Raw genomic sequence first — 12,713 nt, forward strand, 5'->3', positions numbered from 1 at the left:
AAATATCCGCACCCCGGCGGCTCGGCGCAAGTTCAGATTCCCAATGCTTCGGAGGCGAGCCGGGTTCCCTCGACCCGCGCGGCCACCTTCGCGAAGGCCGTGTCGCGCGAGGTGGAGGTGTCGTCGGCGAACGGCGAGAACCCGCAGTCGTCGCAGGTGCCCAGGCGCTGCGGCGGGATGTACTCCGCGGCCTCCAGCACCCGGTCGCGAACCTCCTCGGCGCTTTCCACCCGCGGATCGATCGGGTCGGTGACCCCGACGAACACCCGCTGATCTTCGCGCGCGTGCTCCTTGACGATGGACAGCACGCGGCGGCGGTCGGGTTCGCTGGCCAGTTGCAGGTAGAAGGTCCCGGCCCGCAGCGCGAACAGCGACGGGAGCAGTTCGGCGTAGTCCACGTCCAGGCTGTGCACCGAATCCTGATCTCCGCCCGGGCAGGTGTGCACGCCGATCCGGGCGCGTTCGGCGTCGGAGAATCGTTCCAGCACGCGATTGTTCAGGTCGATGAATGATCGCAGCAGGTCTTGCGAAGGGTCGAGTTTGAGCGACAGCCTGCCTTCGGTGAAATCGAGCTGGACACTCGCCGCACCGGCCTCGAGGCAGCTTCGGATATCCGCCTCGCTTTCGTTCACCAGGTCGTCGAGGAATTGCTCGCGGGGGTAATCCGGCAGACCGTCGTTCGGATAGATGAGGCTGATCGCCGAGGGCGCGATCACCGGCTGTTTGACCGGCCGGGTGGCGAATTCCAGTGCCTTGCGCAGATAAGCGTCCGCCGAGGCGCTGTACCGGAACGGGCCCGCGGTCAGGCGGGGCAGCTGGCGGGTGTGCCCGTCGGCGAACGGCACCACCGCACCGTCCGGAGCCAGGGTGGAAAGCCCGGCGATGGGATAGGTCAGAAAGCTGGGTTTGGCCTGCTCGCCATCGGTGACCACGGGCGAACCAGCCGCTTCGAATCGGTCGATGGTGTCCTGCACCGCCCGATTCCGCAACTCTTCGAGTGCGGGCAGGTCTATTTTGCCCGCCGCGAGATCCGCGAATCCGGCGAGCAGGTATTCCGGCCGGGGAATACTGCCGATGGGTTCGGTGGGTATCGCCATGTCGTAAACGCCCCTCTGCCGCGGACCGTTGCCCGCCAAGTTTGGCAAGGGGGCGCACCCCGCGCAATCCGCCAACGCGGTGTCCGCAACGAGGAAGAAATGGGAATGATTCGGCTTTCGCCGATTCAGCCGTCGACGGACTTGGTCAGCCCGGCGAGAATGCGCCGCACGACCTCCGGTTCGACCTCGACCTTCTCGCCCGCCATCTGTTCGGTGACCAGCGAACGGCGGGCCTCCCGGCGGGGCAGGGCGACCCCGGCGGCGGTCATGCCTTCCGGCAGCGGCAGCTCGCACCACACGTACTTTCCGCCGCCCTCCAGCGGAACCACGCCGCCGTGGTGGCCGGCCACCGGGGCGGTCGCGGACGGGCGGGGCGGCTGGTCGTCCTCGACCTCGACGACCAGCCGGTCACCGCGCACCTGCAGCCGCACGGTGAGGAAACTCGGCGCGGCCGGATCGGCGGCGTCGACCACCGCCGACACCAAACCGCAGGTCACGGTGGTGACCTCGGGCACCAGCGACCGCAGGGACCACTCGGCGAGGGTGAAACGCACGAACATGCTCGCGCAGTTGACAGCGTTCGGCATCGCGACGAGACGGAGGTCGTCTACCTGCGCGGTCTGGGAATTCACCGGAATCCTTCCGTCGTGCGCGTCCCGGCCCGGGCTGCCGGCCTAACCGTGAGGGGCCGTATCTTGCCAACCGCTACCGGCCGGGGTTCCGGCGGGGCGGGTCGCCACCAGGACGTCCACGGCGAGTGATGTGGTCACGATCCCGGACGGATGACGGGTGCGGACGTGGTGATCAGCAGAGGTCGTCCTGGATACGCGCGGCGTCGGGGAAGTCCGCCCACACGACGCGCCGACAGGATCGAGCGGCCACGCCAGCGATGGCCGATGGAATCCCGATGAAACATCAACACCAGGCCGCGGCTTCCGATCAGGGGTGGCGGCCCGCGAGAACGCAGAACTCGTTCCCCTCCGGGTCGGCGAGGCAGACCCAGCTCTCCTCGCCGGTTTGGCCGACGTCGGCGCGTCGAGCACCCAGGTCGAGCAGGCGACGGACCTCTTCGTCCTGCTCCCGGTCGGCCGGGTTGACGTCGATGTGGAGCCGGTTCTTGACGGTCTTGCCCTCGGGCACGCGCGCGAATGTCAACGTCGGTGGCACCGGACCACGGCGGTTCCTGCCTTCGGGCACCGCGGGGGAGCCGATGGTGACGAGTCCGTCTTCTTCGTCTCGCACCTCGTAGCCCAGGACCGAACACCAGAACCGGGCGAGAGCGCGGGGATCGGCGCAGTCGATCGCGAGCTCGGTGAACTTACTGGTCATCTCAGGTCCTCCCAGTCGAGTAGCGGGTCAGGTGTCGCGTCGCAGGGTTTGGCAGGGCGGGCGGCCGTAGGCGGTGCGGTAGTAGTGGGCGAAGCGGCCGGGGTGGAAGAAGCCCCAGCGGGCGGCGATTTCGGTGACGGTGACTCTGGTGGTGGGGTCGGCGGCCAGCAGGTCCTGGTGGGCGTGCTGGAGGCGGGCTTGGCGGAGGTAACCGGTCGGCGTGGTGCCGCGGTGTCTCCGGAAGGCGTACGGCAGTGCGCGGATGGAGACGTGCGCGGCGGCGGCGATATCGGCGGTGCTGATGTCGAGATGGGCGTGGTCGTCGATGAACGCGATCGCGCGGCGCAGGGTGGCCGGGTGGGCGTCGTGCCGGTCTTCGATGGTGGGGTCGACCAGTGCGGTGTTGGGGAAGGCGGTCAGCGTCGCCGCGGCCAGCAGCCGAGCCACCGCGCCTTTCACGAGCGGTTCGTTCATGGTCTCGGGCCGGTCGCGCAGGCTGGTGGCGAGGTAGTCGATGGTGGCGATCAGCTGGTGTGCACCGTCCCGGGTCGTGGTGCACACGTCCGTGAAGCGGACCGGCCCCGGGCGCCGGGTCTCCGCGGGGGCGGCCACCTGGTCGAGCAACGGGAAGGGAAAGGTGACGGCCTGAACCGCTCCGTTGTGCCACCGCGCCTGGATCGGAGGATGGTCCTCGGTGGTGTTGGACAGATGCACCTCACCGGGGCCGAACCGGTACTCGGCACCCCCGTACCGGTAGTCCACCGGCGTGGTGCGGGGGCGGGCGACCATCAGCATCGGCACGGACTCCAAGATGTACCCGATGTCGGCGACATGCGTGGCGGTAATGAAGGCGAACGTGTCGGTGACCAGCCTGCTGAACCGGACCGGTGCGCCTTTCTTGCCCATGCCCAGCCGGAACTTGCCACCGTAGACGCCGGTCAGGTACTCACCCGCCCATTCGTGGTCGGTGGTCTCGAACAGCACATGCTGGGGCGGTGTGGGCGAGGCGGCCATCGTCATCACTCCTGGGCACGACAACGGGCTGGGCGACATTGGGTTCCGGTCGCCACCACCGACTCGGCGAGTCTTCTCCTGCCGGGGGAGAAACGCAGCGGCCAGCGGGCACGGCCACGCGGTTGGAGCACAGAGCACGGCGCAATTCCCCCGGATGGGGCACCTGGCGCGCTGACGCGTCCGCGCATCGGCTACTCGCGTGCGTTGTGCCAACGATTTCCCGCAGGCGCCAGGAGTAGAACATATGTTCGATTGTCGTGTAGAGTGGGGCACATGTCAGCGGCATTGCAAGGTTCCCTGTTCGACACGGCCGAGGTCGAAAGCCTGCGCCCGCTCGGCTCGATCCGGCGGACGGCGCTCGGCGACGGCGCGTGGATAGACGTGCTGCCCGGCTGGCTGACCGGCGCGAGCACCCTGTTCGACCGGCTGGCCGCCGAGGTCCCCTGGCATGCCGAGCGGCGGCAGATGTACGACCGCGTGGTCACCGTGCCCCGGCTGCTCAGCTTCTACAGCGAGGGCGCGCGGCTGCCGGATCCGATCCTGTACGAGGCGCGGGCGGCGCTGAACGAGCACTACGCCGCCGAACTGGGCGAGCCCTTCCGCACCGCCGGGCTGTGCTACTACCGCGACGGGCGGGACAGCGTCGCCTGGCACGGCGACACCATTGGGCGCGGGAGTACCGAGGACACCATGGTGGCGATCGTCTCGGTCGGCGCGCCGCGCGCGTTGCTGCTACGCCCGAAAGGAGGTGGTGGCGGCGGAATCGTCCGGCATGCGCTCGGTCACGGCGATCTGATCGTCATGGGCGGTTCGTGTCAGCGCACCTGGGAACACGCGATTCCCAAGACCGGGAAGCCCGTCGGTCCCCGGATCAGCATCCAGTTCCGGCCCCGTGGTGTCCGCTGAACCCGGGCACGGCCGCGTCGGCGAGCTGCGGCGGGGCGCGGGTGTCGTGGCGGATCTGCTCGCGATCGAAGGGGAAACCGACGACCTGCCCGCCTTCGCGTCCTGGGAGCTGGAGCCCGCGACGGTGACCGCCCTGGACCGGCTGTCCGTGGGCGATCCGGTGCTGCGCTGGAGCGTCCTGGCGGCGGCCGCGGCGGTCGTGTTGCGGCGGCTCGGCGCGACGGTCGCCGTTCCGGTGCTCACCGGCGAGCCGCTGGAGGCCCGCGCTTCGGTACTGCTCACACCGCCGCCGGGCGCCGGGTTCGGCGCCTGGGTGGACGAGGTGCGCGTGGCGGCCGCCGCCGCGTGTTCGCCGGGCGGCACGGAGTTCCCGGAGGGCCGGGCGCCACTGGCGGTCGGGCGCACGGCGGCCGCGAGTGTGGTGCTCGACCTCGACGACACCTGGCTGTGCGCGGAATCCGCGGAGGCTCCGGCGTATCAGCTCGAGTACTTTGTGGACGGTGTCGCCGCCGTGCTGCGGGACGGTCTCGCCGATTCCGGTGTGCCCCTCGCCTTCCTCGGTGTGCTCGACGAACGGATGCGGCGACCCGCCCTGACCGAATTCACCCGCCCGTGCCCGGGTGCGGCATGATCCGGGTGTGGGTACCGAAGCCGAACGCACCGGGGACCTCCTGCGCGCACTGGCGCCGCAGGTTCTCGGCGGGCTCGTGCGGCGGTACGGGCAGTTCGACGCGTGCGAGGACGCCGTGCAGGAGGCGCTGCTCGCCGCCGCCGTGCAGTGGCCCGAGGAAGGGATTCCGGAGAATCCGCGCGGCTGGCTGATCACCGTCGCCGGGCGGCGGCTGACCGATCAGTGGCGCAGTGAGTCGGCGCGGCGCCGCCGGGAAGTCACGGTCGCGGCGATGGCCCCGGCGGACGAGTCGCTCGCCGCGCCCGCCGACGACGAGCAGCCGCCCGCCGAGGACGACACGCTGACCCTGCTCTTCCTGTGCTGCCACCCGGCCCTGTCCGCGCCTTCCCAGCTCGCGCTCACCCTGCGCGCGGTCGGCGGGCTGACCACCGCGCAGATCGCCCGCGCGTTCTTCGTGCCCGAGGCCACCATGGCGCAGCGCATCAGCCGGGCCAAACAACGCATCAAGGCCACCGGCAGCGAGTTCACCATGCCGCCGGAACCGGAGCGGGCAGAACGGCTGCGCGTGGTCCTGCACGTGCTGTACCTGATCTTCAACGAGGGCTACACCACCACCTCGGGCCCCGAACTGCAGCGCAGCGAGCTGACCGTCGAGGCGATCCGGCTCACCCGCGCGGTGCACCACCTGCTGCCGGAGGACAGCGAGGTCGCCGGGTTGCTGGCGCTCATGCTGCTCACCGACGCGCGGCGCCCGGCGCGCACCCGGCCGGACGGCGCCCTGGTGCCGCTCGCCGAACAGGACCGGACGCGGTGGAACGCGCGTGCCATCGCCGAGGGCGTCGCGCTCGTCACCGCGACGCTGCCCCGCGGCCCGATCGGCCCTTACCAAATCCAGGCCGCGATCGCCGCGGTCCACGACGAGGCGGCCCGGGCGGAGGACACCGACTGGTCGCAGATCCTCGCCCTGTACGAGTTGCTCCACCGGATCTCCCCGAACCCGATGGTCACGCTGAACCACGCCATCGCGGCCGCGATGGTGCACGGTCCGCACACCGGCCTGGAGATGCTCGAAGACCTGGACGCCGACAACCGGATGGCCGAGCACCACCGGCTGGACGCCGTCCGCGCGCACCTGCTGGAACTCGCCGGCGACCGCGAAAACGCCCGCGCGCACTACGAACAAGCCGCCCGCCGCACCACGAGCATCCCGGAACGCCGCTACCTGGAAGCCAAAGCAGCCCACCTCGCCTGAACCTCCCGGACGCCGTGCCGCGGCTGTGGGATGTTCGACCGTCAACCGGATCCCGCCGTGCGGCCTACCGTGAAACGCAGGGATCCAGGGGGACGTGATGAGCCAGACCGAACTCGCTACGTTGCTGCACACGCTGAAGGGACGCACCAACCGGAGTTACGAATCGCTGGCCCGGCGGGTCGGCATCAGCAGTTCGTCGCTCCACCGCTACTGCCGCGGTGAATCCGTGCCGCCGAGCTTCGAGGTGATCGGGCGGTTCGGCCGGGTGTGCGGCGCCAGCCGGGCGGAGCTCAACGAACTGCTGCGCGCTTGGGCGCGCGCGGCCGACCCCGGCGACGCGTCCGCGGGGGAAGGCCCGGGCTCCACCGATTCCCCACGAGTCGGCGGGCCCGGGCCGCGTTCCCGGAGCCGGCGGCAGGCGCTCGCGTGGCTCGGCCTCGCGGCGGCCGCCGCCGGAGTGGTCGGCGTCGTCGTCGACCGGATCAACAGGTAGCGGCGCTATCAGGCGCCCGGCAGGAAATGCGCGGTCGCGCAGACGATCATCTTGCCACCGCGCCGCCACTGGTCCTCGTCGACCGCGTAGCTGGCGTACTGCACCGGCCTGCCTTCGCTCCCCGGCCGGCCGTGGAACAGTTTCGCGTATTCCGCGTCGCAGAAGTCCAGCGCCGCTTGTTCCACTTTCTCCGCACCGGGGAACGCGTCGGTCCGGAGTTCCGGTGGCACGGCTGATACGGCGTAGGTCCGGTACTTGTGCGGTCCGGTGCACCGGACCAGCTGGATCATTCCGTCCTGATCGGGTAGCCGGTCCTGGGTGAAACAGGTTTCCGGCCGGAGTTCGGTCAGCTTGACGCGCTCGGTGGATTCGCCGGTGACCGGGCCGACCGCCGGACCGGCATCGGACGACGCGTGGTCGTCGTCCTCGTGCCCGCCCGCGGCGCAACCGGTCAGGAGCAGCGCCAGAACCGCCGCTGCCGCCGAGACCCGGCGGAGCCGGGTGCGGCCACCAACCGCACCCGGACCTGATTCCGTTCCCATCAGCACCGCTTGTAGCCGTAGAACGTGTCCCAGGTGTCGCCATCCCGGCCGCCGTTGTTGTCGGCCCAGTAGTGGTACTTGTTGCCGTCGGTGATCCGCAGGATGTAGTGGTTACCCGTGCGGTGTTTGTGACCGTTGGCGTACGAGCCCGGCTCGGCGCCGGGGTTGTTGTTGATCGCGATCCGCTGGTAGGAGCATCGCTTGTCCGCCTGCGCGGGCGCCGCCGTGACGACGAGCCCGGCGCCGACGGAAGCGAGCAACCCGGCACTTCCGATCGCCGCCCAGATCCGGTTTCGATTCATGAGACCACACCCTTTCCGTTGTGCCGCGTTGGTCGAGTGGAACTGCTCGGCACAACCACGAGCCTGTGCGGCTCGGCGGCGGCGGGACAACGGCACGGGACGGGCGGGACCTACCCGGGCGAACACCTGCGGGCAACCGCCGGAATCGGGACACCGGCGGGAAGCACTACCGGCGCGGGAAGTCCTTGAGGCGGCTTTCCCAATCCTTCTTGATGGAGCTGAGCAGATCCGCCATCGGATCGCGGGGCTTCTCGGCGGTGGTGCGGGGCGGCGCCGGTGGTTTGGTCTTCGACGCGGCCTGCCGCTCCTGCGTCTTGCTTTCGGTGGTCGTCGGCGGCGGCTCGGCGCGCAGGGTCGCGGTGTCCGGGACCTGGGAGGTGGTACTGGGCGGCTGCGCCACGGGTTTCGGAGCCGAAGAACTGGGCGGGACGACCGCCCCCGCGGTACCCGGCTCCTCCCCGCTGAACCCGTAGATCAGCCCGCCCGCGATCCCGAGCGGCACCAGCGCGCACGCGGACCAGACGGCGATCCGGCGCCGGCGTCCCTCCTCCGCCGGGGAGGACGGCGGCTGCTCGTCGTCGAGCACGTCATCGAGCACGTCGAGTTCGCCGCGACGGTGCCGGGCGCCGGATTCGGTCGGCGGCGGCTCCTGCTTCGCCTCTTCCGGTCCGTCGGCCGCGTTGAGGGCGTTCATGAAGAACGGCATGGTGTCCGAACTGTTCGGCTCGCGCCGCAGCGGAACGGTCCCGGAACGGCTGACCAGGTCCGCGACCGTCACCTGATCCCGGGGATCGTCGGTGCCGCGCGGTCCCGTGCGCGCCATCAAAGCACCTCCATCACCCCGGGCGTGCGAACCGGACGCAGGCTACCGATTGGGTTACTCGGTTGTAAACCGTCCGGACGGCACGCACGTTCACACAGCGTGATCGAACCCCCGCGCACCGGTCACGGCCGTGTGGCAGCTAGATTCACCCTGGGCAATTCGGCGCATCGACGGAAAGGGCAGACTCGGCGTGCATCTCGCTAGTCCGATCTTGCGTCCCGCCAACCGCGAACCCGACGCCGCGGAAACCGCTGCCCCGCCCCGGAAGCCCGGTCGGCGCACCCGGTTCCTGCTGCACGCCGCCTGGGTGGCGCTCCTGGCCATCGGCACCGAACTCGGCATCGGCCGCTTCGGCTTCCACCCCTCCGACCAGGGCTTCATCCTCGCCCAGAGCTGGCGCCTGCTACACGGCGAAATCCCCCATTCGGACGCCATCTCGGCGCGGCCGCTCGCTTCGGCCCTGCTGCACGGGATCGACTTCCTCATCCCGGCCCCGCTGTTCGCCGCCTCCGGCGCGCTCAGCATGCTCGAGATCATCCTCGGCACCATCGCGCTCACCGCCCTGGTCACCCGCCGCCCGGTGCTGACCTGGGGCCCGGGGCTGACCCTGCTGGTGGCCGCCGCGGCCCTGATCAACCTGAACTCGTTCCCGCTGATGGCCTGGCACACGGTGGACGGGATCATGCTCACCGCCTGCGGCGCGTGGGCGCTGGACGCGGGCCTGCGCTCGGGCCGGGCGTGGCCGCGCCGGACCGGGCTGTTCCTCTTCGGTGTCGCGGTCTTCGTCAAGCAGAGCTTCGCGCTCGCCGCGGTGCTCGGCGCGTTGTGGCTGCTGCTGCACCCCGCCACGCGCGAGGGTGCGCTGCGCACCGCGCGGTGGTGGCGCCGGACCGTCGCCGATCTGCTCTGGCTCGGCGCCTTCCCGCTGGCCTACGTCGCCGTGGTCGCGCTCGACGGCGGTTTCGGGCCGATGGTCGACCAGCTCACCGGCGGCCTGCCCGCCTACGGCGAAAAACTGCTCACCTACTGGCTGGCCCAGCCGCCGACCCGGAGCCTGCTCGTCTTCACCGCCGCCGTCGCGATGCTGGTGGTCGCCCGCGTCTGGCGGGAGAAACTCGGCGTCGCCGGGCTGCTCGCCGACCGGCTCGGCCTGTTCGCCGCGGTGGCCGTGGTGGGCTGGACGGTGGTGAACGGCCGGTTCGTCGGCGCCACGCACTGGGCCGATCTGCTGTGGTGGGCGCTGGCCGCCGCCATCCTCGCCAACGGGCTGGTCCGCCGCCGCGTCCCCTGGCCATCCCTGCTGGTCCTCGCGCTGGGCTTCATGATCAGCCTGTCCTGGGGGCAGGACACGCCCACCCTGCTCGCGGGCAGCCTCGCGCTGACCACGACCCTGCTCCTCATCGACGGCGTGTCCCCCGCCGGTATCGAGCGCCGCGCGAGCGTCCAGCGCGTCGGCACCATCGCGGTCGGCCTGGTCGCCATCCTGCTCGCCGGGGTGCTCATGGGCGTCCGGCACGGCCAGTCCAACTACCTCGACCTGGGCCGCGACAAGCTGACCAAGGATCTCGGCGAGGTCACCCCGACCATGCGGGGCATCCGGACCAATCCGAGCACGTTCCGGTACATCGAACAGATCCGCGACTGCACCCGGCGCTTCCCGGCGGAAAAGGTCGCGGTCCTGCCGGACAACCCGTTCGCCTATCCCGCCTTCCAGCTGCGCAACCCGTTCCCGCTGGAGTGGCCGCTGCTGCTGGAGGTGGTGGCCGACGCCCCGCAGCGGATGATCGGCACCGCCGAGGCGCTCAACCGGCAGGGTTCCTACCTCGTGCTGTTCCAAACCGTCCGGCCGGAGACGCTCGCGGCGGGCGAACCTATCCCGGCGCAGGTGAACGCGGACACCCCGATCGTCGACTACCTCGGCATCGAGAACGGCATCAAGGCGACGCTGACCGGGGAGACCGTCACCTGCGGCAGCTTCGTCGGCAAGTGGGCGCGCTAGTACTCGTCTCGGAGCTTGATCCAGGCCATGGTCGGGCTCTGCGGCCACCCGGCCGGTGAGTCCTCCCATTCCTCCTGGCGGCCGTAGGGAGTCAGATCGAGCAGGTTGAAGTCCATCCGCAGCCGGTCGACCCCGCGTCCGGTGGTGAAGTAGGTGCGGAAGACCTCGTCGCCGTCGCGCAGCAGCACGCTCAGCCCGAAGCCGCCACCGAGACCGAGGTCGGCGTAGAAGTCGTTGCCGTAGGCCGAATACCAAGGCACGGTCCAGCCGAACCGCCGGCGCACCTTACCGATTTCGTCCTGCGGCGCGGGCGACATCAGGATCAGGGTGGTGTCCCGGGCGTTGAGGTGGGACTGGTCGGCGAGATTGTCGGTCAACGACGCGCACCCGCCGCACACCTCCTCCTGCCCCGGCGACAGCATGAAGTGGTAGATCACCAGCTGGCGGCGGCCGTCGAACAGATCGGTGAGACTCACCTCGGCGCCGTCCGGCGCGGTGAACTCGTAGCCGGTGTCCAGCGCGACCATCGGCAGCCTGCGCCGCTCGGCGGCCAGCGCGTCGAGCGCGCGGGTGTGCTCCTTCTCCTTGACCAGCAACGCTTCCCGTGCGGCTTGCCATTCCTGCGCGGAAACAACGGGCGGGCGGTTCATCGGCTGCTCCTTCGACGCCATCGGGTTCCTTCAGGGAACGAACCTACCAAGGCGAGTTCCTTGAGGGAACCCTCTCGGGTAAGATTTCGCGCATGCAGCGCACCCAGTTCGGCGCCATGGCCTGTTCGATCGCGCGCACGCTCGATGTCATCGGTGAGCCGTGGTCCCCATTGATCCTGCGGGACGTCTACGTGGGCATCTCCCGCTTCGAGCAGATCCAGCAGGACCTCGGGATCTCCCGCAAGGTCCTGACCGAGCGGCTGAAATGGCTGGTGGAGAACGACGTGCTGGAGCGCCGGGAATACTCCAGCCGGCCGCCGCGCCACGAGTACGTGCTCACCGCCAAGGGCGCGGAGTTGTGCGACCTGCTGCTGGTGATGGTGCGCTGGGGCGACCGGTGGACGGCGGGCGAGGCCGGCCCGCCGGTGCTGTACCGGCACCACGCCTGCGGCGAGATCAGCCACGTCGAACTGCGCTGTTCGGTGTGCGCCGAGCCGATGCGCGCCACCGACATCGAGGTGCTACCCGGCCCGGGCCAGGCCGGGCGGCTGGAACCGGTCAGGCCGCCATCTTCTCCAGCAGGCTGACGATTTCCAGCGGCCCCGGCTGAGCGGCGATCTCGGCGGCGGACCGGCCCGCCGCTTCGCCGAACCGTTCGCCGCCGATCACTTCGAGCGCGCGGGCGCCGACCGTTTCCGGGCCGATCTCGCCCGGCGCGAACCGCAGGCCCGCCCCGGCCCGGACCACCGCGTCCGCGTTGTCCCACTGGTCGTCGATGTGCGGGAACACCAGCTGCGGGCAGCCGGCGGCGAGCGCGGTCAACGCGGTGCCGTGGCCGCCGTGGTGGATCAGCAGGTCGCAGGCGGGAAGCACCTGCGCCATCGGCAGCCGCCCGGCGTGCCGCACGGCCGCGGGCAGTGCCGGCCAGGTCGCGGCGACCGCCTCGTCCACCGCCACCACGATCTCCGCGCCCGCCGCGGCGAGGCTGTCCAGCATCGGCAGCACCACATCCACCACGCCGTCCACCCCGTAGTACGGCAGCATGGTGCCCAGCGTCAGCGCGACCCGCGGCTTCTCGCGCGGGGTGAACACCCACCCCGGAACGTGCGCGTCGCCGTTGTACGGCACCGGACGCACGCCCTGCTGACCCTGCGCGTGGGCCAGGCGCAGGCTCGGCGGCCAGGGATTGAGCACCCGTTCCGGCTCCGGCAGCGCGTCCAGGCCGAGGTACGCGGCGGCGCCAGCCCGGTACTCGGCGAGCGCGGCGACGCCCCACTGGTACTCCACGAACGGCACGTCGAGCGCCGCGGCCGCCAGCGGGCCCGCGAATTCGGCGCGCTCGCTCACGATCAGCTCCGGTCGCCACGAGTCGACCAGCGCCCGGGTACCGGCCCGCGCGTTCGCGGTGAGACGCCCGAACGTGTGCCCGTGCGCGAGCCGCCGCTCGCGGAGCCCGCTCGTGGCCGGGATTTCGGCCGCCAGCTCGAAGAAGCTCTCGCCCGCGCCGCAGGACGCGATGGGCAGGCCGGAACGCAGGGCGGTGGGCACGAAGTGTTCGGACGTGGCCACCAGCACCTCGTGGCCGGCCGAGCGGAAGGCCCAGGCCAGCGGCACCAGCGGAAAGAAGTGACCGGGCAATGCCACGGTCGTGAACAAAACCCGCATCCGCCTCTAC

General features: G+C 70.6%; 15 protein-coding genes. 6 read left to right on the top strand and 9 right to left on the bottom strand.

From position 1 onward, the window contains the following. Nucleotides 1–32: 32 nt before the first annotated feature. The 4 genes from FXO23_RS35105 to FXO23_RS35120 form a co-directional block, all read right to left on the bottom strand. On the bottom strand, nt 33–1,097 hold the full coding sequence (locus tag FXO23_RS35105; protein ID WP_158890326.1) for a cobalamin-independent methionine synthase II family protein: 1,065 nt from the start codon (nt 1,095–1,097) through the stop codon (nt 33–35). A gap of 125 nt (nt 1,098–1,222) precedes the next feature. Next, nucleotides 1,223–1,729 carry an ATP-binding protein gene (locus FXO23_RS35110; protein WP_158890328.1) on the bottom strand — a complete coding sequence of 169 codons (507 nt, stop codon included), beginning with the start codon at nt 1,727–1,729 and terminating at the stop codon, nt 1,223–1,225. A gap of 307 nt (nt 1,730–2,036) precedes the next feature. Beyond that, nucleotides 2,037–2,426, bottom strand: coding sequence for a VOC family protein (locus tag FXO23_RS35115; protein WP_158890330.1), 390 nt, complete (start codon nt 2,424–2,426; stop codon nt 2,037–2,039). A 27-nt stretch (nt 2,427–2,453) separates the two neighbouring features. Beyond that, entirely contained in the window at nt 2,454–3,440 is a 987-nt protein-coding gene (locus FXO23_RS35120) for an AraC family transcriptional regulator (protein ID WP_218952243.1), read from the bottom strand. Between the two features lie 273 nt (nt 3,441–3,713). Here FXO23_RS35120 and FXO23_RS35125 point away from each other — a divergent pair, with 273 nt between their 5' ends. From FXO23_RS35125 to FXO23_RS35140, 4 genes are all read left to right on the top strand, one after another. Then, a complete protein-coding gene (locus FXO23_RS35125) occupies nt 3,714–4,346 on the top strand; it encodes an alpha-ketoglutarate-dependent dioxygenase AlkB (protein WP_158890334.1) in 633 nt (210 codons plus the stop codon). Continuing rightward, a complete protein-coding gene (locus FXO23_RS35130; RefSeq protein ID WP_158890337.1) occupies nt 4,336–4,977 on the top strand; it encodes a hypothetical protein in 642 nt (213 codons plus the stop codon). Before FXO23_RS35125 ends, FXO23_RS35130 begins: the two co-directional genes overlap by 11 nt. Nucleotides 4,978–4,984: 7 nt before the next feature. Continuing rightward, the gene (locus FXO23_RS35135; RefSeq protein WP_158890339.1) at nt 4,985–6,229 is read left to right on the top strand and encodes an RNA polymerase sigma factor; all 1,245 of its coding nucleotides are present in this window, start codon (nt 4,985–4,987) and stop codon (nt 6,227–6,229) included. Nucleotides 6,230–6,326: 97 nt separating this feature from the next. Beyond that, nucleotides 6,327–6,722 carry a helix-turn-helix domain-containing protein gene (locus tag FXO23_RS35140; RefSeq protein ID WP_158890341.1) on the top strand — a complete coding sequence of 132 codons (396 nt, stop codon included), beginning with the start codon at nt 6,327–6,329 and terminating at the stop codon, nt 6,720–6,722. An 8-nt stretch (nt 6,723–6,730) separates the two neighbouring features. On the opposite strand, the gene FXO23_RS35145 is transcribed toward FXO23_RS35140, so the two are convergent. The 3 genes from FXO23_RS35145 to FXO23_RS35155 all read right to left on the bottom strand — a co-directional run bounded on the left by FXO23_RS35145 (nt 6,731) and on the right by FXO23_RS35155 (nt 8,389). Next, nucleotides 6,731–7,264: a septum formation family protein gene (locus FXO23_RS35145; protein ID WP_158890343.1), complete on the bottom strand. Its 534-nt coding sequence runs from the start codon at nt 7,262–7,264 to the stop codon at nt 6,731–6,733. Next, nucleotides 7,264–7,566 carry a hypothetical protein gene (locus FXO23_RS35150; protein ID WP_158890345.1) on the bottom strand — a complete coding sequence of 101 codons (303 nt, stop codon included), beginning with the start codon at nt 7,564–7,566 and terminating at the stop codon, nt 7,264–7,266. The genes FXO23_RS35145 and FXO23_RS35150 overlap by 1 nt, the downstream gene beginning before the upstream one ends. Before the next feature lie 166 nt (nt 7,567–7,732). Next, nucleotides 7,733–8,389, bottom strand: coding sequence for a superantigen-like protein SSL4 (locus FXO23_RS35155; protein WP_158890347.1), 657 nt, complete (start codon nt 8,387–8,389; stop codon nt 7,733–7,735). Between the two features lie 211 nt (nt 8,390–8,600). On the opposite strand from FXO23_RS35155, the gene FXO23_RS35160 reads away from it, so the two are divergent. Next, nucleotides 8,601–10,388 carry a hypothetical protein gene (locus FXO23_RS35160; RefSeq protein ID WP_246258214.1) on the top strand — a complete coding sequence of 596 codons (1,788 nt, stop codon included), beginning with the start codon at nt 8,601–8,603 and terminating at the stop codon, nt 10,386–10,388. Here FXO23_RS35160 and FXO23_RS35165 read toward each other — a convergent pair. Further along, on the bottom strand, nt 10,385–11,038 hold the full coding sequence (locus FXO23_RS35165; RefSeq protein ID WP_158890349.1) for a DUF899 domain-containing protein: 654 nt from the start codon (nt 11,036–11,038) through the stop codon (nt 10,385–10,387). The genes FXO23_RS35160 and FXO23_RS35165 overlap by 4 nt on opposite strands. Nucleotides 11,039–11,130: 92 nt before the next feature. Between FXO23_RS35165 and FXO23_RS35170 the strand changes: the two genes are divergently transcribed. Then, nucleotides 11,131–11,625, top strand: coding sequence for a winged helix-turn-helix transcriptional regulator (locus tag FXO23_RS35170; RefSeq protein ID WP_158890351.1), 495 nt, complete (start codon nt 11,131–11,133; stop codon nt 11,623–11,625). Here FXO23_RS35170 and FXO23_RS35175 read toward each other — a convergent pair. Further along, nucleotides 11,597–12,703, bottom strand: coding sequence for a nucleotide disphospho-sugar-binding domain-containing protein (locus FXO23_RS35175; RefSeq protein ID WP_158890353.1), 1,107 nt, complete (start codon nt 12,701–12,703; stop codon nt 11,597–11,599). The two genes, FXO23_RS35170 and FXO23_RS35175, sit on opposite strands and share 29 nt — an antisense overlap. Nucleotides 12,704–12,713: the final 10 nt, after the last annotated feature.

The sequence above is a fragment of the Amycolatopsis anabasis genome (genome assembly GCF_009765355.1).
Classification (GTDB): Bacteria; Actinomycetota; Actinomycetes; order Mycobacteriales; family Pseudonocardiaceae; genus Amycolatopsis; species Amycolatopsis anabasis.

Coding starts and splice junctions, on each gene's coding strand:
- FXO23_RS35105 (WP_158890326.1), bottom strand. CDS start 1,097: ATGGCGATACCCACCGAACCCATCGGCAGTATTCCCCGGCCGGAATAC.
- FXO23_RS35115 (WP_158890330.1), bottom strand. CDS start 2,426: ATGACCAGTAAGTTCACCGAGCTCGCGATCGACTGCGCCGATCCCCGC.
- FXO23_RS35120 (WP_218952243.1), bottom strand. CDS start 3,440: ATGGCCGCCTCGCCCACACCGCCCCAGCATGTGCTGTTCGAGACCACC.
- FXO23_RS35125 (WP_158890334.1), top strand. CDS start 3,714: ATGTCAGCGGCATTGCAAGGTTCCCTGTTCGACACGGCCGAGGTCGAA.
- FXO23_RS35140 (WP_158890341.1), top strand. CDS start 6,327: ATGAGCCAGACCGAACTCGCTACGTTGCTGCACACGCTGAAGGGACGC.
- FXO23_RS35145 (WP_158890343.1), bottom strand. CDS start 7,264: ATGGGAACGGAATCAGGTCCGGGTGCGGTTGGTGGCCGCACCCGGCTC.
- FXO23_RS35150 (WP_158890345.1), bottom strand. CDS start 7,566: ATGAATCGAAACCGGATCTGGGCGGCGATCGGAAGTGCCGGGTTGCTC.
- FXO23_RS35155 (WP_158890347.1), bottom strand. CDS start 8,389: ATGGCGCGCACGGGACCGCGCGGCACCGACGATCCCCGGGATCAGGTG.
- FXO23_RS35165 (WP_158890349.1), bottom strand. CDS start 11,038: ATGAACCGCCCGCCCGTTGTTTCCGCGCAGGAATGGCAAGCCGCACGG.
- FXO23_RS35170 (WP_158890351.1), top strand. CDS start 11,131: ATGCAGCGCACCCAGTTCGGCGCCATGGCCTGTTCGATCGCGCGCACG.
- FXO23_RS35175 (WP_158890353.1), bottom strand. CDS start 12,703: ATGCGGGTTTTGTTCACGACCGTGGCATTGCCCGGTCACTTCTTTCCG.